The 19,008-nt window shown below is 74.4% G+C and carries 16 protein-coding genes and 1 pseudogene; 11 read left to right on the top strand and 6 right to left on the bottom strand.

The window, feature by feature from the left end; genetic code table 11:
- Window positions 1-147: 147 nt before the first annotated feature.
- Window positions 148-456, top strand: a pseudogene (locus tag QF030_RS22310) (phosphatase); the annotation flags it as partial.
- Window positions 457-533: 77 nt separating this feature from the next.
- Here the strand turns inward: QF030_RS22310 and QF030_RS22315 are convergent.
- Complete coding sequence (locus QF030_RS22315; protein WP_307164413.1) at window positions 534-1,502, bottom strand: endonuclease/exonuclease/phosphatase family protein; 969 nt, start codon at window positions 1,500-1,502, stop codon at window positions 534-536.
- A gap of 11 nt (window positions 1,503-1,513) precedes the next feature.
- The gene (locus QF030_RS22320; RefSeq protein WP_307164414.1) at window positions 1,514-2,296 is read right to left on the bottom strand and encodes an alpha/beta fold hydrolase; all 783 of its coding nucleotides are present in this window, start codon (window positions 2,294-2,296) and stop codon (window positions 1,514-1,516) included.
- An 86-nt stretch (window positions 2,297-2,382) separates the two neighbouring features.
- On the opposite strand from QF030_RS22320, the gene QF030_RS22325 reads away from it, so the two are divergent.
- The gene (locus QF030_RS22325; protein WP_307164415.1) at window positions 2,383-3,786 is read left to right on the top strand and encodes an aminotransferase-like domain-containing protein; all 1,404 of its coding nucleotides are present in this window, start codon (window positions 2,383-2,385) and stop codon (window positions 3,784-3,786) included.
- Here QF030_RS22325 and QF030_RS22330 read toward each other — a convergent pair.
- On the bottom strand, window positions 3,683-4,591 hold the full coding sequence (locus QF030_RS22330) for a hypothetical protein (protein WP_307164416.1): 909 nt from the start codon (window positions 4,589-4,591) through the stop codon (window positions 3,683-3,685). The two genes, QF030_RS22325 and QF030_RS22330, sit on opposite strands and share 104 nt — an antisense overlap.
- 156 nt (window positions 4,592-4,747) lie before the next feature.
- Between QF030_RS22330 and QF030_RS22335 the strand changes: the two genes are divergently transcribed.
- Window positions 4,748-5,284, top strand: coding sequence for an SH3 domain-containing protein (locus tag QF030_RS22335; RefSeq protein WP_307164417.1), 537 nt, complete (start codon window positions 4,748-4,750; stop codon window positions 5,282-5,284).
- Window positions 5,285-5,369: 85 nt separating this feature from the next.
- Here QF030_RS22335 and QF030_RS22340 read toward each other — a convergent pair whose 3' ends face one another.
- Window positions 5,370-5,822: a hypothetical protein gene (locus QF030_RS22340; RefSeq protein ID WP_307164418.1), complete on the bottom strand. Its 453-nt coding sequence runs from the start codon at window positions 5,820-5,822 to the stop codon at window positions 5,370-5,372.
- A 252-nt stretch (window positions 5,823-6,074) separates the two neighbouring features.
- Here QF030_RS22340 and QF030_RS22345 point away from each other — a divergent pair, with 252 nt between their 5' ends.
- From QF030_RS22345 to QF030_RS22370, 6 genes are all read left to right on the top strand, one after another.
- A complete protein-coding gene (locus QF030_RS22345; protein WP_307164419.1) occupies window positions 6,075-7,343 on the top strand; it encodes a PP2C family protein-serine/threonine phosphatase in 1,269 nt (422 codons plus the stop codon).
- A gap of 173 nt (window positions 7,344-7,516) precedes the next feature.
- A complete protein-coding gene (locus tag QF030_RS22350) occupies window positions 7,517-9,016 on the top strand; it encodes a hypothetical protein (RefSeq protein ID WP_307164420.1) in 1,500 nt (499 codons plus the stop codon).
- 368 nt (window positions 9,017-9,384) lie between these two features.
- Window positions 9,385-10,728 (top strand): helix-turn-helix domain-containing protein, encoded by a 1,344-nt coding sequence (locus tag QF030_RS22355; RefSeq protein WP_307164421.1) that lies wholly within the window; start codon window positions 9,385-9,387, stop codon window positions 10,726-10,728.
- 176 nt (window positions 10,729-10,904) lie between these two features.
- A complete protein-coding gene (locus tag QF030_RS22360) occupies window positions 10,905-11,912 on the top strand; it encodes a permease (RefSeq protein ID WP_307164422.1) in 1,008 nt (335 codons plus the stop codon).
- Window positions 11,909-12,724, top strand: a complete 816-nt coding sequence (locus QF030_RS22365; protein WP_307164423.1) for a TIGR03943 family putative permease subunit — start codon at window positions 11,909-11,911, stop codon at window positions 12,722-12,724. Before QF030_RS22360 ends, QF030_RS22365 begins: the two co-directional genes overlap by 4 nt.
- Before the next feature lie 93 nt (window positions 12,725-12,817).
- The gene (locus tag QF030_RS22370) at window positions 12,818-13,543 is read left to right on the top strand and encodes a GAF and ANTAR domain-containing protein (RefSeq protein ID WP_307164424.1); all 726 of its coding nucleotides are present in this window, start codon (window positions 12,818-12,820) and stop codon (window positions 13,541-13,543) included.
- A 99-nt stretch (window positions 13,544-13,642) separates the two neighbouring features.
- Here the strand turns inward: QF030_RS22370 and QF030_RS22375 are convergent, their stop codons facing one another.
- Entirely contained in the window at window positions 13,643-14,428 is a 786-nt protein-coding gene (locus QF030_RS22375; RefSeq protein ID WP_307164425.1) for a hypothetical protein, read from the bottom strand.
- A 406-nt stretch (window positions 14,429-14,834) separates the two neighbouring features.
- Between QF030_RS22375 and thrS the strand changes: the two genes are divergently transcribed.
- Window positions 14,835-16,184, top strand: coding sequence for a threonine--tRNA ligase (thrS, locus tag QF030_RS22380; RefSeq protein ID WP_307164426.1), 1,350 nt, complete (start codon window positions 14,835-14,837; stop codon window positions 16,182-16,184).
- A 57-nt stretch (window positions 16,185-16,241) separates the two neighbouring features.
- A complete protein-coding gene (locus QF030_RS22385) occupies window positions 16,242-17,201 on the top strand; it encodes a nucleoside hydrolase (RefSeq protein ID WP_307164427.1) in 960 nt (319 codons plus the stop codon).
- 769 nt (window positions 17,202-17,970) lie between these two features.
- Here QF030_RS22385 and QF030_RS22390 read toward each other — a convergent pair.
- Window positions 17,971-18,948 carry an LAETG motif-containing sortase-dependent surface protein gene (locus QF030_RS22390; protein ID WP_307164428.1) on the bottom strand — a complete coding sequence of 326 codons (978 nt, stop codon included), beginning with the start codon at window positions 18,946-18,948 and terminating at the stop codon, window positions 17,971-17,973.
- Window positions 18,949-19,008: the final 60 nt, after the last annotated feature.

Raw genomic sequence — 19,008 nt, forward strand, 5'->3', positions numbered from 1 at the left:
AATACCGCCTCGGCACCCCCTCCGCGCAAGTCCAACACCCGTGTGGCTGACGGGGCTTCACTCTCCGTTCATCCCGCCGCGCCCCCTCCGCACATACGTGCCCCTAACGTCACGCTTACACCAAGGGCACGCAAGGGGTGATTAAAGGTGCGCAAGCTTCTGCCGCTGCTCGCAACGCCGTCTCATCCCGGCGGACGCTCCGCCATGACCTGCCGCTTCCGGTGTGGTGACGCCTGCTTCCACGAGGTGCCCCACACCAGCGACAACGAGTACGTCGGTGAGGTCATCGCGGGGGCCATCGGCCGGCGTGCCCTGGTGCGGGCCGCCGCGGTCGTCACCGCCGCGGCCGCCGCCGGGACCGCGGGGGTGGCCGGTGCGCCGCCCGCCGCCGCCGCGCCGGTGCGGGAGTCCGGTAAACCGGCCGGGAAGCCCGCCGCCGAGGCCGCTCGCGGGTTGTAGGCGTCCGGCACCTCCGGGGTCTCCGGCCCGTCAGGGGCGTCAGGGGCGTTCGGGGTGTCCCGGGCGTCCGGCTGTCAGCCCTGGTGGGACCGGCCCTGGTGGAGGGTGATGTCCACGACCAGGGTGCGGTGGTCGGTGCCGTCCAGGTGGAGGAAGCGGGCGCCGCTCGCCGCGAAGTCCCGTGACACGAGCACATGGTCGATCTGCGCGCCGAACGCGGGCGCGGTGCGGCTGGGCCAGCTCGGCTCGCGGGCGTCGCCGGAGAGGCGGGCCGCGTCGCGCAGTCCGGTGCCGAGGATGCGGCGGAAGACCGCGTGGTCCTGGGAGGCGTTGAAGTCCCCGGCGAGGACGAGCGGGCCGCTCTCGTGGCGGGCGGCGAAGTCCCGCAGCCGCCCCAGCTCCTCTTTCCACAGGGACACCTGGCGGGGCAGCGGGGGCTTGGGGTGCGCGAGCTGGAGCCGTACGGCCCGTCCGCCGACGTCGGCCACCGCCCCGGGCATGCCCATGCTGCCGGGCACGCCCGCGGTGGCCGTCAACGGGAACCGGCTGAGGATGACGGACCCGACGGAGCTGTCGCCCTCGACCGCCTGCCGGTACGGATAGGCGGCCCCGAGGTCCTTCCTCACCGCCGCCTGGCAGGTGTACTCGCACTCCTCCACGAACACGATGTCCGGGTTCTCGCGCCGCACGAGCGGGATCAGGGCATCGGTCGCCCACCCGAACTCCACGTTCGACGTCAGCACCCGCAGCCGCGCGAGGGCCGGCCCGTCCGGCCTGCCGGCGGTCCCGTACGGCTCGACGAAGCGGGCGAGCAGCCCGAGCACGACCGCTCCCCAGATGAGCCCGGCCGGCCAGCGGGCGAGCAGCGAGAGGACGACGGCGGCGCCGGTGGGCACCAACAGCCAGGGCAGGAAGGCCAGCAGTTGCGGTACGGGGGTCACGGCATCGGTGTCGGCGACCCGGCATCCGACGACCACGCTCACCCCGGCCAGCGACAGCCCGGCGCACCGGGCGCCGAGGAGCCGTCCTCGCATCGACCTCATCCCGCCGAAGGCTACGCCCCGGTCTTCGCCAGGAACTCCGCCAACACCCGGTTGAACTCACCCGCCTGCTCCAGGTTCGGCAGGTGGGCGGCGCCTTCGACGATCCGCAGCTCGGAGTGCGGGAGCGCCGCGTGCATCGTCTCCGCCTCCGACACCGGGGTGTACTCGTCGTCCTCGCCGACCACGACCAGGGCGGGGACGCCGACGCGGGTCAACAGAGGGCGGTAGTCGGGTCGTTCGGCCCGGCCGCGGAGTGCGGCGGCGGCGCCCTCGGGAGACGCCGACGTCATCATGCGGTGGACGTGGGCCTTGACCCGGGGGGTCGCGTAGGGGGCGACCATCTTCTCCAGGGCCTCGTCGGCGTAGCCCCGCATGCCCTCCGCGAGCAGCCGGTCGGCCATCTCGTTGCGCGCCAGCCTGCCGCCGGGGGTCTCCGGGGCCGGGAAGGTGTCGGCGAGGACCAGGCCCCGGACGCGCTCGGGGAACTGCCGGTACATGTCCATCGCGATCTGGCCGCCCATCGACAGCCCGGCCAGGACGAAGGTCTCCACTCCCAGTTCGTCGAGGAGCGCCGCGATGTCCTGGGCGAAGTCGGACAGCAGCGTGACGCCGGGAACCACCGGGGACGCGCCGTAACCGCGCAGGTCGGGGGCGATCACCCGGCGGGTGGTGGAGAACGCCTCGATCTGCGGGGCCCACATGGTGCGGTCGAAGGGGTGGCCGTGGACGAGGACGAGCGGGAGCGCCGGGGGCGTATCCGTGCCTTTGTCCTCGTATGCGAGGAAGGGTGCCATGGGAGGGACAGTAGGGCGGGCCGACTTCTCGGTGCAATAAGATCTTTGCCCTCGGTGCAATCTCGAGGGAAGGTGCCTGACCGCCCATGGCCGACTTCCGTCTCATCGCCGATCGCATCGCCGGCGACATCGCCGCCGGACGGCTCCGGCCCGGTCAACAGCTGCCCCCGCAGCGCTGGTTCGCCCGGCGGCACCGCATCGCGCCGTCGACGGCCGGACGGGTCTACGGCGAACTCGTGCGGCGCGGACTGGTGGTGGGCGAGGTGGGGCGCGGGACCTTCGTGCGGGCCGCGCCGGCCGTCGCGCAGGGGCGGGCGCTCATCGAGACGGCCACCTCCGCGCCCGTCAACCTGGAGCTCAACTACCCTTCGGCCGCTGGTCAGTCGGAGATCATCGCGGCCTCCCTCGCGCCGCTGCTGCGGGCCGACGTGCTGACGGAGGCCATGCGTCCGGGCGCCGCCGACGGGACCGTGGCCGCCCGCGAGAGCGCCGCCCGGCTCCTGGCCGTGCCCGGCTGGCGGCCGGACCCCGCGCAGTTGCTGTTCACCGGCAACGCCCGGCAGGCCATCGCCGCCGCCCTCGCCTCCCTGGTCCGGCCGGGCGGCCGGGTCGGGGTGGAGGAGCTGACTTATCCGCTGGTCAAGGAGATCGCCGGACGGCTCGGTGTGGTGCTCGTCCCGCTCGCGGGCGATGCGGAAGGAGTGCGGCCGGACGCCCTCGCCGCCGCCCATCGCGCCGCCCCGCTCTCCGCTCTCTACCTTCAGCCGACGCTCCACAACCCGACGTCCTCGACCACGAGCGAGAAGCGGCGGGGCGAACTTGGCCGGAAGGTCGTCGAGTGGGGGCTGCCGGTCGTCGAGGACCGCATCTGGTCCTTTCTCGGTCCGGACGCCGCCGCGTTCGCCGCGCACGCCCCCGGGCTGACCCACGTCGTCGACGGGCTGTCCAAGCGGGTCGCGCCGGGACTGACCGTCGGCTTTGTCGTCGTTCCCGAGGGCCGGGTGGAGGCGGTGGCGGCCGCGGTGCGGTCCGGCGGGTGGAGCGCGGGACGCTTCGCGCTGGAGGCGGCCGTGCGGTGGACGGGGGACGGGGTGGTGCGACGGCTCGTCGAGGAGAAACGGGCGGATGCCGCCCGGCGTCAGACGATCCTCACCGAGAACCTGACCGAGCCCCTCGCCCGACGCCTCGGCGAGCCCCTCGCCGGACGTCGCGGTGAGGGGCTCGTGGGGGGCGCGGTGGTGACCGATCCGCGGGCCTACTTCGCCTGGTGGGAGCTGCCCGCGCCCTGGCGGGCGGACACCTTCACCGCCGCGGCCGCCGCGCACGGTATCGCCGTGACCCCGGGGACCGCCTTCGCCGTCGACCCGCACCGCACCCCCGACGCGGTCAGGCTCGGACTCGCGTCGGCTCCGGAGGCGGAGCTGGCACGGGCGCTGCGCACACTGGTCGGCGTCGCAGCAGCCGGACCGCCGGGGAGTGCCGGCGGATGAGCCAGGTCGCCGCCGCCACCGTCAGGCCCAGCGCGAGCAGCAGCCAGGACGCCGTGCGCAGGGTCGCGGTGAGCGCGTCGTACACCGCGCCCGCGGCGGGGCGGTGTGTCGCGTCGGGCAGGTCGGAGAGGGTCAGACGGCGGGCGACCGCCACGGCGAGCCCCAGCAGCGCGCCGCCCAGGGCGGTGCCGAGGGCCGTCGCGGTGACCGCCCGGCGGCGGGAGACCGCCACCGAGATACCGGCCACCGCGAACACGACGGCTGCCAGGGGCAGCCAGAAACCGGCTACGTCGAGCACGTGGTAGCCCTTCCGGAGAGCGGTCAGTTCAGCTGGCGGGAGGAGTGCGACACGGGTGTGTTCCACCGGCAGGCGGTCGGCGAACGGCACGTGATCGGCGGTCATCCGGTGCTTCAGGGGCGAGGTGACGGCCGCGAGGTCCACGGTCACCGGGCGGGAGTCGCGGTCGGCGCTCTCGTCGTTCAGCGCTTTCATCACGGCCGTGTGGGCCGCCTCGTTGCCCGCGTCCCAGGCGGTGCGGTAGGCGCGGGTCGCGGTGAAGGAGCGGACCGCGTCCCGCAGGAAGGCCGGGTCCATCCCCGCCTCGCGTGCCACCCCGTCACCGACCGTGTCCGCGACGGCGTTCCGTACGGCGGGGTCGGAGGCGAGCGGCGCCATCGTGGCGACATAGCCCCGGGTGTCGGTCAGGCCGTACGCCGCCCAGGCCGCGAGCGCGCCGAACGGCACGAGCAGGCAGGACAGCGCGACGAGGACGGCCGAGAGGGCGGTCCGCAGGCTTGGGGACACCTCTCCAGGCAACGGGGTCAGGGCGGGGAACGCGAGCCCATGTCGGCCGTCCGGGTGGCGCCCCGGAGCTTGCGTGGCGGGGCCCCTGCCGACGCCCTCCGGTGGAGGGTTCACCCGAACGGGTGTTTCCTGGTTCTGGGGAGAAGGAGGTCGATCATGCGCACCACTTTGGCCCCGCGGACTCTGGCCGCGGCCCTGCTCACCGGCGGCACCCTCGTCGTCGCGGCACTGGGAACCACTGCGGCGGCAGCTCCTGCGACCGGTGGCGGCGACGGGAACGGCTCGATACGGGGCACCGTCGTCTCCGGCTCCGAGCTGAGTGTGCGACAGGAACCCACCACCCACTCGCCCGTCGTCGCGACGCTCGCTCCCGGCAGTCACGACCGTGTGCAGTGCATGGTCAAGGGCCAGAGCGTCAACGGCAACCCGGACTGGTACTGGCTCTTCGGCGCCCAGGGCTGGGCGAGCGCCGCCTTCGTGGACACCGGCGGCGCGCGGGTGCCCGACTGCGCCGACCCGTGCCCCCGGTGGAAGAACGGCGACTGGACCAACTGGGACGACCCGTTCACCAACAGCTCGTTCGGCGTCTCGGCCTCCGGGACGTTCAGTTTCTCCGGCTCCTGGAGCTTCAGCGTCGGCGGAACGTCAGAAACCTCGTCGGGTGACTGGGAGTGGGTCCCGGTCGGCCGGTGAGTGGAGGGATGAGGGAAGGCACGGGCCCCGGCGCACAACGCCGGGGCCCGTGTGCGTCCCGGTGCGGACGCCGTCGGCGAGCGGATCAGCGGATGCGGTTTCCCGCCGCGTCCTCGTGTGTGTAGAAGCGGTAGAACAGCGTCACGAAGACGCCCGCCGAGACCGCCAGGGACATGCCCACGGAACGCAGGACGGCGGCGCCGGCCTCGCTGTAGAGGAAGCCGAAGGCGCAGCCGGCGAACGCCGTCCACAGCAGGGCGTGCACCTCGCGCCGCATGCGGGGGGCCAGAGCGTGGATGCCCCTCCACAGGGCCGCGAACACCAACGCGCTGACGAAGCCGAGCAGGAGGTTCCAGCCGGTGATGGGGCCTCCGGAGCGGTTGTTGGCCGCGACCCAGTAGCCGTAGACGAGACCCAGTGCCACGGGTGTCGCCCACGCCGCGGCCCGGTGGGTCCGTTCGCTGAAGACGTCGGGTGTACGGGACCGTGCGGACGGTGTCCGTGTCCGTACCCCTGACGCGGGTGCCGCATGAGCCATGAGAGCACTCCTCTCTCGTCGCCCCCGCCTACCAGGGCACACCTGCGCCGAGGCGGTGGCAAGTCGGGTGCACCGGTTTCCTCCCCGGTTTCCTCCCCGGTTTCCGGCCGCGGGTCCGAGCGCGGGTCCGATCGCGGGTCGGAACGTGGGTCCGATCGCGGTCCGATTCGCGGTCGGACCGTGGGTCCGTGCGCCGGGTCCGGGCGCGGGGTTCCGGATGCGGGTGCTCCGCACCCGTGTTTCGCTGACCTCATGGAGTCCGGCGGTCACGGCCTGCTCGACCGCTATCCGCGGGCCCGGCGCCGGGACGTCCTCCAGCGGCACCAACTGCTCCAGATCCGGGGCCGAAGCGTCACCTGGCTGGTGCCTCTGGTGATGCTCGTCGCCATCACCTACGTCGACTTCAACACCACCGGCGAGTTCCGCGTCGTCTCCTGGTGCGTCTTCGTCGCCGCCATCGCCGCCGCGCTCTGCGGGGTGTGGACGACGGCGCTCTTCGCGGCGCTCGCCCTGCTCACCTACGCGACCAGCGACGCCTCCTGGCCGTCCGAGTACCGGGAGGGCGCCGCCGACTTCGTGCTGGTGCTCGTCGGCGGGGTGCTGTCGGTGCTCGCCGCGTCGGTCCGGGTGCGCGGCGAGCGGCGCATGCTGCACATGATGCACATCGCCGACACGACCCGCCGTACGGTGCTGCGTCCGCTGCCGCCGCGCTGGGGCGGCCTCGACCACGCGGCGGTCTACCTGGCCGCCGACGCCGAGGCCCGGGTGGGCGGCGACTTCTACGACATCCAGCCCGGTCCGCACGGCACCCGGGTCCTCCTCGGCGACGTACAGGGCAAGGGGCTCGGTGCGGTGGAGGCGGCCGCCGCGCTGCTGGGCACGTTCCGCGAGGCCGCGTACCACGAGGCGGATCTGGCGACGGTGGCCGGCCGGCTGGAGACCCGGATGCGACGGCACCGTGTGCACACCGCGGCTCTCGGGTGGGCGGACGGCGACCGGTTCGCCACGGCCGTGCTGATCGGGTTCCCCGGGAGCGGTGGCGGAGGGACGGGGGACGGGCCCGTCGTGGGGGAGCCGGGGGTGGTCGAGATCGTCGGGTTCGGGCACGAGCCGACACTCGAGGTCGGCGGGACCGAGGGCGTACGGGCCCTGCCGAACGGCGAGGGGCTCCCCCTCGGCCTCGGTGAGCTCGTCGCGCAGGACGCCGGACCCCCGCCGGTGCTGCGGGTGGCCGTGGCCCCGGAGGAGACGCTGTTGCTGGTCACCGACGGGGTGACCGAGGCGCGGGACGGCGCCGGTGAGTTCTACCCGCTGGCCGAGGAGGTCGCGGCGGCCCTCGCCCGCGATCCCCGGACGGCCGAGCCGGGCCGGCTGGTGGCCTTCGTCCGCGACGGCACGCTGCGGCACTGCCGAGGGCGCCTCGCCGACGACACGACCGTCTTCGCGATACGGCCCGTGACACCGGGGCTTCCGGTGGATCCGGTGGATCCGGTGACACCGGCGGGTCCGGCGGTCCGGTGAGTCCTGCGCCGCTGCCGCCTGTGCCGCCTGCGCCGCTGCCGCCTGTGCCGTCCGTGTCGTAGGAGCCGCCGCCCGGCGAAGGCCTCGTAGGGGGACGTTTGCAGGCCTGAGGCTCCCCTTTGCACCCGCAGCGGTTACGGTGCTGACGTACGTGATCGACAGGGGAGGGGACCATGCGGGAGGGGACCATGCCCGGAACGGTGCTGCTGCTCGCCGCCTCGCCCATGGGCAAGGGATGTCTGGTGGACGCGGCGTCCGTGCTCCCCGTGCTCGCGGCCGTGCCACCCCCCGTGCTGGCCGGCACCGACACCGCGAACGTCGTGGAACTCGCCGATCCGCTGGATCCGCAGGCCGTTCTCACCCGGCTGCGGGCCGCCGCGATGGCCCCCGGGCCACTCACCCTGTTCGTCGCGGGCCAGCTCCAGCTCGACCGGCGGCAGCGGCTGCCCCACCTCGCGCTCGCCCGTACGACGCCCCCGACCGTGCGGTACACGGCGTTCCCGTGGCACTGGTTCCGGGAGGAGCTGCGGCTGCGGGCGCCCGGCTCCACGACGGTGGTGCTCGATCTGCGCGCGGACCCCGAGACCTGGGACTGGCTGCGGGGGAACGTCCTGGACTGCGGGCCCGCGGTGGCCGTCTACGGGCGGATCGCCCCGCCACCGGGCCGCCGGGCCGTCGCCGCGCCGTCGTACATGAAGGCGGTCGCGACGATACTGCGCAGCGGGGGCCGTCCGGCGGTCGAACGGCTCCACCAGGCGGCCCTGGCCCGCATCGCGGGAGACGGCGAGGTGGGCGACCTGGTACTCACCGCCTGGTCCCGCCCCACGCCGTCCGGCGTGCCGGTGGCCTCTGACGTGCCGGCCGCCTTCCGCGATCCCGTCGCCTCGCCCGCCTTCCGCGAACCCGTCGCCTCCTCCGCCTCCCCCGCACCGCCTGCCCCGGCCGCTCCCGCACTCCCCGCCGGGTTCTCGGTCCCCGCCATCCCGGGCGCACGTCCTGCCTCGCCGGCACCGGCAGCTTCCGTCGTGTCCGTCGGCCCGGGCGCGTTTCCGGCGTCGGCGTCCCCCGCCGCCTCGGCCGCCTCGGGGAGGCCTTTCATGTCGGCCGTACCTGCGGCTCGCGGCGAAGCCGGTGGCCTGGGCGCGGCTGTCGCTCCCGCTGTCTCCGCCGCTCCCGCTCCGGCTGTATCCGCCGCTTCTGCGGCGAGTGGCCCCGGCGGGGCCGGTGCGTCCGCCGGCCCCGGCACACCTGCCGATCCCCATACGGCCATCTCCACCGCCGTGCGGGACGGGCGGCACGACGACGCCGACGTGCTTGCCGCGCGGCTCGAGGAGGAGGCCGCCGTCTCCTGCGGGGCCGGGTCCGACGAGGCGTTGCACTGGGGTGAGGTGCGGGCGGATCTGGCGATGTTCGCGGGGGACGCCGAGCGCAGCTGCCGCATCTGGATGGCGGTCGCCGCCGCGCGGCTGGAGGCCGGTCAGCCGGTCGACGCGCCTGCCGTGGAGGCGGCGGTCGACCGGGCGCACCACCAGTGGGGGCGGATCCCCGACGCACCGCGGGCCCGCGCCCTGGGCCCCGCGATCGCGCAGTTGCGCGGCCGGGTGCCGGGCCGCCGCGAGGGCGCGCTGGACCACGTCCGGCAGCAGTTGCGGCAGCTTCGGACGCAGGGCTGAGGCCCCGGTGAAGGGAGCGGCCGCCTGCGGACGGCCGCGGGAAGTCCGCCGCGCCGGCGGCAGCCCCTAGCGACGCTCCGCCGGCTCGTGCCGGGCCGCCGGTGAGGTGGGCCCGGCGTCCGTCGCTCTCCCAGGGCCCGCGTTGGCCGCGGTGATCAGGGCGGTCACGGCCAGGACCGCCGCGGCGACGGCCCTGACACAGGGCGCGGAAAGGCGTGCGGATGTGCGTCCGGGCACGGCTACCTCGCAACGTCGGCGACTGCGATACTCACGTCAGCCAGCTATTAAGCATGCTTAACTCGCCGTTTAACCTAGGGGCTGAGATAGTCCAACGGCAAGAGGCACAGGCGCAGTTGGGGGAGCCGGGCGTGGGAAAGCGGGACGAACCGGAGGTCGTCGGTCGCCGGGTGCAACGGTTGCGGGTCGAACGGGGCCTGACACAACGGCAGTTGGCCGAGCCGACCTACACCCCCGCCTATGTCTCCACGCTGGAGGCCGGCCGGGTGCGGCCCTCCGACGAGGCGCTGAGACACATCGCGGAGCGGCTCGGCGTCGACTTCGAGGAACTGGCGACGGGCCGGCCCGCCCGCCTCGTCACCGATCTGCGCCTGCGCCTCACCGAAGCGCAGCGGGCGCTGGCCACCGGCGCGGCCGAGGAGGCGTCCTCGCAGTACACCGCGCTGCTCGCGGAGGCGCAGCAGCACGGGCTGGCGGAGGAGCAGGCCACCGCGCTGCTCGGCCTCGGGGAGTGCGGGATCGACACGGGAGACCTGGACACGGCCCTGCGCTGCTTCGAGCGCGCCGAGGCGGCTCTCGCGCACGCGCCGCTGCCCGCCCGCGTCCCCGCCCTGCGCGGCCGCGCCGTCGCCCATTACCTCACCGGTGAACTCCGTTACGCCGTCTACCTGCTGGAGTCCACCCTCGACGAGCTCAACCGGGGCGGGCTGCACGATCCCGACGCGCTGCTCCTCCTCTACGCCTCCGTGATCGGCCCGTACATGGACATGGGCGCCCAGGCCCGCGCCGCGCAGGCCGCCGAGTTCGCCCTCGCCCTCGCGCCCCAGGTCGGCGACCCCGCCCTGGTCGCCCGCATGCACCGGTCCGTCGCCCGAACCCTGCTCGCCGAGGGCCGCCTCGCGGAGGCCGACGCCTCGCTGGCCAAGGCGTCCGAGCTCTACCGCCAGCTCCAGCTGCGTACCGAGCTCGCCAACTGCCACTGGATGCGCGGTTACGTCTACGCCCAGAACGGCGAACTGGAGCGTGCCGAGGACGAGTTGAAGCAGGCCCAGGCCATGCTCTCCGCGCAGCGCGCCGCCCTCTACAGCAGCCAGGTCGCCGTGGAACTGGCCGACGTCCTGCACCGGCGGGGCAAGTCGGGGGAGGCCGCCGCGCTGCTGCACACCGTCCTCGGGGAGCTGTCGCCCGAGCGGGGCGCCGTGCACTCGGCGGGGGCGCACCGGCTGCTCGGGATCATCGCCGAGGACGCGCGGGACACGGAGGCGGCGGAGGAGCACTACGTACGCGCCCTGAGCCTGCTGGAGCGGGCGGGAGCGGCGGGGGATCTCGCCGACCTGTGCCGGATGCTCGGGGATCTGCTGCGGCGTACCGGGCGGGTGGAGGCGGCGCTCGACGCGTATCGCACGGGGCTCGGGCACCGGACGGCGCCCGGGACGACGACCCTGGGGCCGGCGCCCGCGCAACCGCCGCTCTAGTTCTCTCGACCCCGCCGCCCCTTCCCGTCCCCTTAGGGGCTGTGCCCGGGCATCCCCATCGGTCCTGTACGGGCCTGGTCCTGGTTCGCCGGACGGGCTGGAAGGCGGACGGCGTCACAGCGTTCTCTTGGGAAAGCGGACGGTCAGGCACAGCCGTCGCCGTTAGCGTGCGCCGCGTGCAGATTCAACGGACTGTGGCCGACGGCCTGCGGGTCGCCGTGCGGGCGTCCGTGTACGCCGTGCTGGGCGGTGCCGCGCTCGTCGCCATCGCGACCGTCGCGTCCGTCCTCGGGCCGTTGCTCGCGCTCGATCTCTACACCCCGCCGGTGGCCGCCTGGTGGACCGTGTTCACCGCCGTCGCCGTCCAGGGGGTGCCCTTCCTGCTGCTCGGTACGGTCGTCTCGGCGGCGATCGGCGCGTTCGTGCCGGAACGGGCGTTCCGGCGGCTCCTGCCGCGCAACCCCGCGCTCGCCGTGCCGGTGGCCGGTATCGCCGGGGCCGTGCTGCCCGGCTGCGAGTGCGCCTCCGTACCGGTGGCCGGGAGCCTGATGCGGCGCGGGGTCGCCCCGGCCTCCGCCCTCGCCTTCCTGCTCTCCGCGCCCGCGATCAACCCGGTCGTGCTCGTCGCGACCTCCATCGCCTTTCCCGGGCAGCCGAAGATGGTCGTGGCCCGGCTGCTCGCCTCGCTCGGTACCGCCGTGGTGATGGGCTGGCTCTGGGCCCGGTTCGGCAAGGAGAAGTGGCTGCGGCTGCCCGGGCGCGGCGCCCCGTCGGCCCACATCACCGGCCTCCGCGCCTTCCTCGACGGCCTTCAGCACGACTTCCTGCACGCGGGCGGCTTCCTGGTGCTGGGCGCGGCGGCCGCGGCGACCTTCAACATCGCCGTCCCGCGCTCGGTCCTCGACGTCTTCACCGCCTCGCCCTGGCTCGCGGTGCCGCTGCTGGCCGTACTGGCCGTCGTGCTGTGCGTGTGCAGCGAGGCCGACGCCTTCGTCGCCGCCTCCCTGAGCGCCTTCCCGCCCACCGCGCGGCTGGCGTTCATGGTGGTGGGTCCGATGGTGGACCTGAAGCTGCTCGCCCTCCAGGCGGGCACCTTCGGCCGGTCCTTCGCCGTACGGTTCGCGTCGACGACCTGGGTGGTGGCTCTGGCCGCCAGTGTCCTCGTGGGGTGGTGGCTGCTGTGAGGCGGTACGGACCGGCGGTGCTGCTCCTGCTCACGGGCGGCGCGGTCCTGCGGATCACCCTCTTCGGGGACCTCTACCTGCGCTATGTGCAGGCGGGCCTGCGGCCCTACCTGATCGTGTCCGGGGTCGCGCTGGTACTGCTGGGCGTCGTGACGGCGATCCTGCGCCACCGCACGCACTTCCCTCACACGGCCGCGCCCCACCACGCGGGCGTCGACCCCGGGACCGGCGCTCACGAGGACGACGAGGAGTACGCGGCTCACGAGGACGACGAGGAGTACGCGGCTCACGAGGGACATTCCCACGGGCCCGCGGGTCCCCGGGTCGCCTGGCTGCTCACCCTCCCCGCGCTCGCCCTCCTCCTCTTCCCGCCCCCGGCCCTCGGCTCCTACAGCGCCGGCCGTGAGGCCGCCCAGCGGGCCGCGCAGGGCGTCGGCGGCTTCCCGGCCCTCCCGGCGGGGAACCCGGTCGAGCTGACGGTCGCGGAGTACAGCTCGCGGGCGATCTACGACAGCGGACGCTCACTGAAGGGCCGTACCGTCCGCATGACCGGCTTCGTCACCCACGGCGACGACGGCACCTGGTACGTCACCCGTCTCCTCGTCACCTGCTGCGCCGCCGACGCCACCACCGGCAAGGTCGAGATCCGGGACGCGGACGACGACGTCCTGCCCGCCGACACCTGGGTCACCGTCACCGGCACCTGGCGTCCGAAGGGCAGCCTCGGCTCCGACGCCGCCTGGCCGCCGGTCCTGGACGCGGTCACGGTCACGCGGGTGAAACAGCCGGCGGATCCGTACGAGAAGCCGTAGCCGCGACAGGTTCTCCTGGTGAGCGGGAGGGGTACCCGGCGCACCACGAGGGATGAGCCGGCCCGTCGACGCAGCTGATGGCAGGTGATGACCATGAGCCACCGGGATCGGAACGGGGTGGCCGAAGTCATCGCCGAGGAGACGCGCGGCGCGGGCCCGCGCGAGGTGCCCCAGCGGCTGTGCGACGCCGTGCTGAAGCTGCTGCCGGTGAGCGGGGCGAGCATGTCACTGCGCGGCGACGGCATGCCGGTGCCGTTGAGCGCGAGCGGTGAGCGGGCCGCGTACGTGATGGAGATGGAGGTCTCCCTGGGGGACGGGCCCTGTTTCGAGGCGGCGGCGACCGGTTCGGTGGTCTGCGCCGCGGATCTGATGTCGAACCGGGACGCCAACCGCTGGCCGGTGTTCGCCCAGCAGGCGACGGCCCTCGGGGTGCGGTCGGTGTACGCGCTGCCGCTGGGCGCCCGTGAGGCGTGCGTGGGCACCCTCGATCTCTACCGGGACGTGCCCGGTGAGCTCGCCGCCGAGGAGGCCCTCACCGCGCGGGTGGTGGCCGACATGCTGACCGAGGCGCTGGTGAAGCTGTCGCAGGCCGGACCGTATGACGTCGACGACCTCGGCAGCTGGCTCAGCCCGCTGGCCACCGCCCACGACGACGTGTACCGGGCCGTCGGGATGGTGATGGCACAGCTGGGCGTAGCCGCGGACGAGGCGCTGTCGCTGCTGCGCGGCCACGCCTTCGCGAAGAGCCGCACGGTGCTGGAGCTGGCCCACGAGGTGGTCGCCCTGCGGACGGGCCTGGACGACGACCTGCCCTACTGAGCCCGCACCCGCACGGACGCCGCACCCGGGACCCGTACGGACGCCCCGCACCCCCCGGACTCTGGGGCCCTTGGGCCTTTCCCTTCCCCTCCGCGCGCCTCAGACCTGCACCTTCCCCTGTTGTCTGACGTCCGCAAGGCGTCGTACGCCGAGCTGCACGGCCGCCTGGGTCGCCGCGTTGGGCGCGTCGTTGAGGCCGCCGTTGGTGAGGGCGAAGGCGTCCTCGCCGGCCCGGACGGCGGCGACGTCCAGGGTGAGGGCGGTCGGGTCGCCGCCGGGGTTCTTCTCGGCCGTCGCCCAGACCGTCAGGGTCACGCGCAGGCCCTGGCGGGCGTCGCCGACCTCCGGCAGCGGCAGCTCGGAGACCTCGGCGTCCAGCACCGTGTCGCCGGTCGCCTTGGCCGTGAACCGGGCGCACTTCTGCGGCATCGTCTTCAGCCAGGCCAGCCTGGCGTCGATCTCCGCCGGACGGCTGCCGCTGAGCTGGTAGCGCAGCTGGGCGCCGGCGTCCGGGTCGTCGAGTCCGACGACCGCGCGGGCCGGGCCGCCGAGCAACTCGTCGGCGTAGAGGGCGTCGAGGAGTTTCTGGCAGTCGGGGAGGGCGGTGGTCGCCTTGAGCATGCCGTCCCGCCAGGTGGCGGCGCCGCGGGTCGGGGTCCAGGGTGCGCCGAGGTCGGTGTCGGTGATGAGGGCGGCGCGCGCCTGCGCCTCGGTGAGGCCGGGAGCGGTGGTCGGCGCGGTGGGTGCGGCCGAGGACCGCTCGACGGTCGGGGTGGCCGGGTCGGCGGTCGGCGGATGCTCCAGGCCGAGGGTGGCACAGCCGCTGGTGAGCGTGGCGAAGGTGACGAGGAGAAGCGTGGAGGCAAGGGCGGTGGGACGGGCCATCGGGGGGTGCCTCCAGGGGTGCGCGCGGGTGCCTCCTCCCACGGCAACACCGGTGCCACGAGCCGACCAGCGCGGCGGGCCGTACGGGTTACCGGCGTTGCTGCGGGCGGGTGGCGGGTGGCGGTACGCCTGGGGGGGAGGAGGTGGCGGCGGGTGGGGGGTGTGACGGGGTGGGTCAAGGGGTGGTGACGGCCGGGGTGGCCGACGCGGGAAAAGGGATCGCGTTCCGCGGGGCCCCGTTGCTACCGTCGCCGGCATGAAGCGCGCCCAGCCGTCCCGCACGACGACGCCGGACCCCGTCCCGGCGCGCTGATCCACGAACTGGATGTCCGAAGCCCCGGGGCGAGTGCCCCGGGGCTTCGACGTGCCCTGGTCCCTCGCCCCGCCCCGAGCGAGGGAGCCCACCGTGAAAGACCAGGCGCACGAACGAGACGACAGCCACGACGATCACGACGACCAAGGCAGCCCCGGCGACCCCGGCGACCACGGCAGCCCGGGCGACCCCGGTGACCACGTCAGCCAGGGCAGTCACGACCGGCGCGGTCCTGACCACCGACGCCTCGGCCGCGAGCTGGGGCTTTTCGACACCGACCCCCTGATGGGCGCGGGCCTGCCGTACTGGCTGCCGGACGGCGCGGTCGTACGCCACGCTCTGGAGGAGTACGTGCGGCAGGCCGAGCGCGCCGCCGGCTACCGGCACGTGTACTCCCCCGTCCTCGGCAAGCGCGAGCTGTACGAGATCTCGGGTCACTGGGACCACTACAGCGAGGACATGTTCCCGCCGATGGAGCTGGGGGCCGAGCAGGTCGTGCTGCGGCCCAGCCTGTGCCCCCACCACGCTCTCATCTACCGCTCCCGCTCCCACAGTTACCGCGAACTGCCGCTGCGGATGGCCGAGTTGGGCGGCATGTACCGTTCCGAGCCGTCCGGTGTGCTCGGTGGGCTGACCCGGGTGCGGGCCATCCAGCTGAACGACGCCCATATCTTCTGCACCCTGGAGCAGGCCGTCGACGAGGCCCGGTCCGCCCTGGAACTCATCGGCCGCGCCTACGCGGACCTGGGGATCCGCCCGGCCCGGTACCGGCTCTCCCTGCCGGGCGAGGGCGGCAAGTACGTCGCCGACCCGGAGCTCTGGCGGCGGGCCACCGACCTGCTCCGGCAGGTCCTTCGGCAGGCGGACGTCGCCTACGAGGCCGTCGAGGGCGAGGCCGCCTTCTACGGGCCGAAGATCGACGTACAGATCACCGACCGCGCGGGTCGCGAGGCGACCCTCTCCACCGTCCAGATCGACTTCCACCAGCCCGAACGCTTCGATCTGCACTACATCGGCGCCGACGGGGCGAAGCACCGACCGGTGATGGTGCACCGCAGTGTCATCGGCAGTGTGGAACGGGCCGTGGCGCACCTGCTCGAGGAACACGGCGGCGCGTTCCCCGTGTGGCTGGCGCCCGTCCAGTTGGTCGTGCTGCCGGTGTCGGCGGCGCAGGAGGAAGGGGCGGCGGAACTGGTGCGGCGGGCGGTGGCGGCCGGCCTCAGGGCGGAGCTCGCCGGGCCGGACCGGGGCAGCCTGGGGGCCCGGATCCGGGCGGCGCGGCTGGTGCCGTACCAGGCGGTGATCGGGGAGCGGGAGGCGCGGGACGACCTGGCCGCCGTCCGCCTGCGCGACGGCCGCCGCCCGGGGGCGCTGCCCGCCGACGAGCTGCTCCGCCGGATCGGCGAGCGGGCGGCGGCACGCGGAACCGGGCTGTGGGCGTGAGGGCCCCCGCATAGGGTCGGTGGCGACGGCGACCGTGGTGCGGAAGGAGTCCCGAAGGTGACCGAGCAGCCCATTCCCGTGATCATCGACTGCGACACGGGCGTCGACGACGCCCTGGCCCTGCTGTTCGCCGTGCGCCATCCCGGCCTGGACGTGCGGGCGGTGACGTGCGTGGCCGGGAACACGGACGTGGACGGCGTGGTCCGCAACACGCTGACCGTGCTGGAGTACGCGGGCGCCGGGGACATCCCGGTCGCCCGGGGCGCCGAGCGGCCACTGATCGAACCGGTCCGCACGGCGGCGCACGTGCACGGGCAGGACGGCATGGGCGACCTGGGTCTGCCCGCCCCGACCCGCAGGCCGGCCGACGTGGACGCCGTCACGCTGCTGCGCCGGGAGATCCTCGCCTCCCCGCGCCCGGTCACCCTCGTCCCCACCGCCCCGCTGACCAACATCGCCCTGCTGCTGCGCACCCACCCGGAGGTGACCCGCAACATCGAGCGGATCGTGTTCATGGGCGGCGCGGTGACGACCGGGAACGCCACACCGGTCGCGGAGTTCAACGTGTGGCACGACCCGGAGGCGGCGGCGATCCTGCTCACCGCGGGCGTGCCGATCACCATGTACGGCCTGGACGTCTTCAAGCGGGTCCTGGTGCCGGCGGCGGACGTGGCGCGGCTGCGGGCGAGTCCGGAGCCGCGGCTGCGGCTGGCCGGCGACCTGCTCGCGCACCGCGACCCGGCCACCTCCGGCGATCCGACGCCCACCGGCGGCCTCGGCGACGCGGGCGCGGTCTGCGCGGTGGCCGACCCGGCGGGGCTGACCACCGAGCTGCTCCCGGTGGAGGTCTCGCTGGCCCCCGGCCCGGCCCGCGGCCAGACGGTCGTCGACCGCCGCCCGCGCCCCGGCGAGTCCGAGATCCACGAGGGCGTACGCGAGCAGACCCTCGTGGACGTGGCGCTGGACGTGGACGTGGAGCGATACGTGAAGCTGTGGCTGACGGCGGTCGAGGGCTGACCCCCTCCAAGCCCTGCACGCCCCTGCCCGCCCCTGCCCGCCCCTGCACGTCCCGGGCTCCCGGGGAGCTGCGGAGCCCGGGCTCCGCAGCTCCCCGGTTCCCGGGTTCCCCGGTTCCCGGGTTCCCCGGTTCCCGGCCTCCGGGCCTCCGGTTCCCGGCCTCCGGGCCTCCGGTTCCCGGCCTCCGGGCCTCCGGCCCCGGCCGCTTGGGCCTTCGGGCTCGTCGTGCCCCCAGCCTCCGGCCCCGGCCGCTTGGGCCTTCGGGCTCGTCGTGCCCCAGCCTCCGGCCTCCGGCCGCTTGGGCCTCGGGCTCGTCGTGCCCCCAGCCTCCGGCCTCCGGCCGCTTGGGCCTCGGGCTCGTCGTGCCCCAGCCTCCGGCCTCCGGCCGCTTGGGCCTCGGGCTCGTCGTGCCCCAGCCCCCAGCCCCCGGCCGCTTGGGCCTCGGGCTCGTCGTGCTCCCAGCCTCCGGCCCCGGCCGCTTGGGCCTTCGGGCTCGTCGTGCCCCGGGGCTCTCCGAGCCCTTCCCAAGGCCCTCAAGGGAAGAACGCGGGTCTGGGGACATGTATCCCCAGACCCGCGTCACGTCGGCCGAGCCAGCCGCTCTACCTCTCCGGCCTCAGCGGAGTCAGCCGGTGGGCCGAGCCAGCCGCTCAGCCGAGCCGAGCCAGTCGCTGAGGCCGAGCCAAAGCGAGCCGGCCGCTCAGCCGAGCCAGCGCTGAGGGGAGCCGGCCGAGGCACCGGCTCAGCCCAGTGTGCGAGCCCGGCCGGCTCAGCCGCGCAGCGCCTTGCGGCGGCGGGTTGCGACGACGATCGCCGCGCCGCCGAGAAGCAGCGCGGCCGCGCCGCCCGCGATCAGCGGGGTGTTGCTGTCCGCGCCGGTCTCGGCGAGGTCACCGCCGCCACCGTTCGGCGTCGGGGCGGGCGCGCTCGTCGACGCGGAGGCGGACGGCGTGGGCGTGCTGGACTCCGACTCCGACTCCGGCGCGGACGGCGACGGAGACGTGCTCCCGGACGTCGAGGCCGACGGCTCCGAAGGCTTCGACGGCTCCGACGGGGTCGAGGAGGACGGCGACGGCGAGGAACCGCCGCCCCCGGCCGGCGGGGACGCCGGCGGCTGCTCGGTGACCGTGCAGTCCTTCGTTCCGCCGTTCCAGGCCGCGATCAGCTTGTCCTTGATGACGGGACGATCCGGCCCCTTCGGCAGGTCCCCGTGGACGAAGCCGTCCTTCGCGTCGAGTTCGCCGTCGAACTTGACCGCGCCCCGGTAGAGGTCGATCTGCGCGTAGCAGCCCGCGTCGGGCACGGAGATGTCGAGGGTGTCGGTCTGTCCGGGCTTGACGGTCACGCTGTCGAAGTCGACGAAGACCTGCTCGCCGGAGGTGCCGAAGCTCGCGCCGTGGGCGAGGTAGGAGGCGAGGGAGGCGGTACACGTCGAGGCGTCGCCGGCCGCGCGGACCGTGACGTGGATCTTGCCGTCCGTGGTCGGCTGGAGGGTCTGGTCGTCGACCTTGACCGACTGCTGGAAGTGGGTGCCGTCGAGCGAGAACTCGCAGCGGTCGGTGCCCGTCTCGGTGCCCGCGCCGGTCCCCGGCTGGTACTGGCCGCCGGACTTCCAGCCGTCGCCGCCGGGTGTGCCGGTACCTGCGAAGGCGCCGGAGGCGGCGGCGACGGAGGCGGCGCACAGGGTGAGCGAAGCGGCGCCCGTCCCCAGCAGGCGGCGCACGGTGACACGTCTCGCTATGGACATGCGTATCCCATTCTTGGCGAGTGCCAGGACTGATCGGCCAGAGCTGAATGGCCGGGGCTG

Source organism: Streptomyces rishiriensis (genome assembly GCF_030815485.1).
GTDB lineage: Bacteria > Actinomycetota > Actinomycetes > Streptomycetales > Streptomycetaceae > Streptomyces > Streptomyces rishiriensis_A.

Excerpts from the sequence above, each read along its gene's own strand:
- QF030_RS22325 (WP_307164415.1), top strand. The coding sequence starts at position 2,383 with ATGGCCGACTTCCGTCTCATCGCCGATCGCATCGCCGGCGACATCGCC.
- QF030_RS22335 (WP_307164417.1), top strand. The coding sequence starts at position 4,748 with ATGCGCACCACTTTGGCCCCGCGGACTCTGGCCGCGGCCCTGCTCACC.
- QF030_RS22375 (WP_307164425.1), bottom strand. The coding sequence starts at position 14,428 with ATGGCCCGTCCCACCGCCCTTGCCTCCACGCTTCTCCTCGTCACCTTC.
- QF030_RS22315 (WP_307164413.1), bottom strand. The coding sequence starts at position 1,502 with ATGAGGTCGATGCGAGGACGGCTCCTCGGCGCCCGGTGCGCCGGGCTG.
- QF030_RS22350 (WP_307164420.1), top strand. The coding sequence starts at position 7,517 with ATGCGGGAGGGGACCATGCCCGGAACGGTGCTGCTGCTCGCCGCCTCG.
- QF030_RS22320 (WP_307164414.1), bottom strand. The coding sequence starts at position 2,296 with ATGGCACCCTTCCTCGCATACGAGGACAAAGGCACGGATACGCCCCCG.
- QF030_RS22345 (WP_307164419.1), top strand. The coding sequence starts at position 6,075 with ATGGAGTCCGGCGGTCACGGCCTGCTCGACCGCTATCCGCGGGCCCGG.
- QF030_RS22370 (WP_307164424.1), top strand. The coding sequence starts at position 12,818 with ATGAGCCACCGGGATCGGAACGGGGTGGCCGAAGTCATCGCCGAGGAG.
- QF030_RS22340 (WP_307164418.1), bottom strand. The coding sequence starts at position 5,822 with ATGGCTCATGCGGCACCCGCGTCAGGGGTACGGACACGGACACCGTCC.
- QF030_RS22390 (WP_307164428.1), bottom strand. The coding sequence starts at position 18,948 with ATGTCCATAGCGAGACGTGTCACCGTGCGCCGCCTGCTGGGGACGGGC.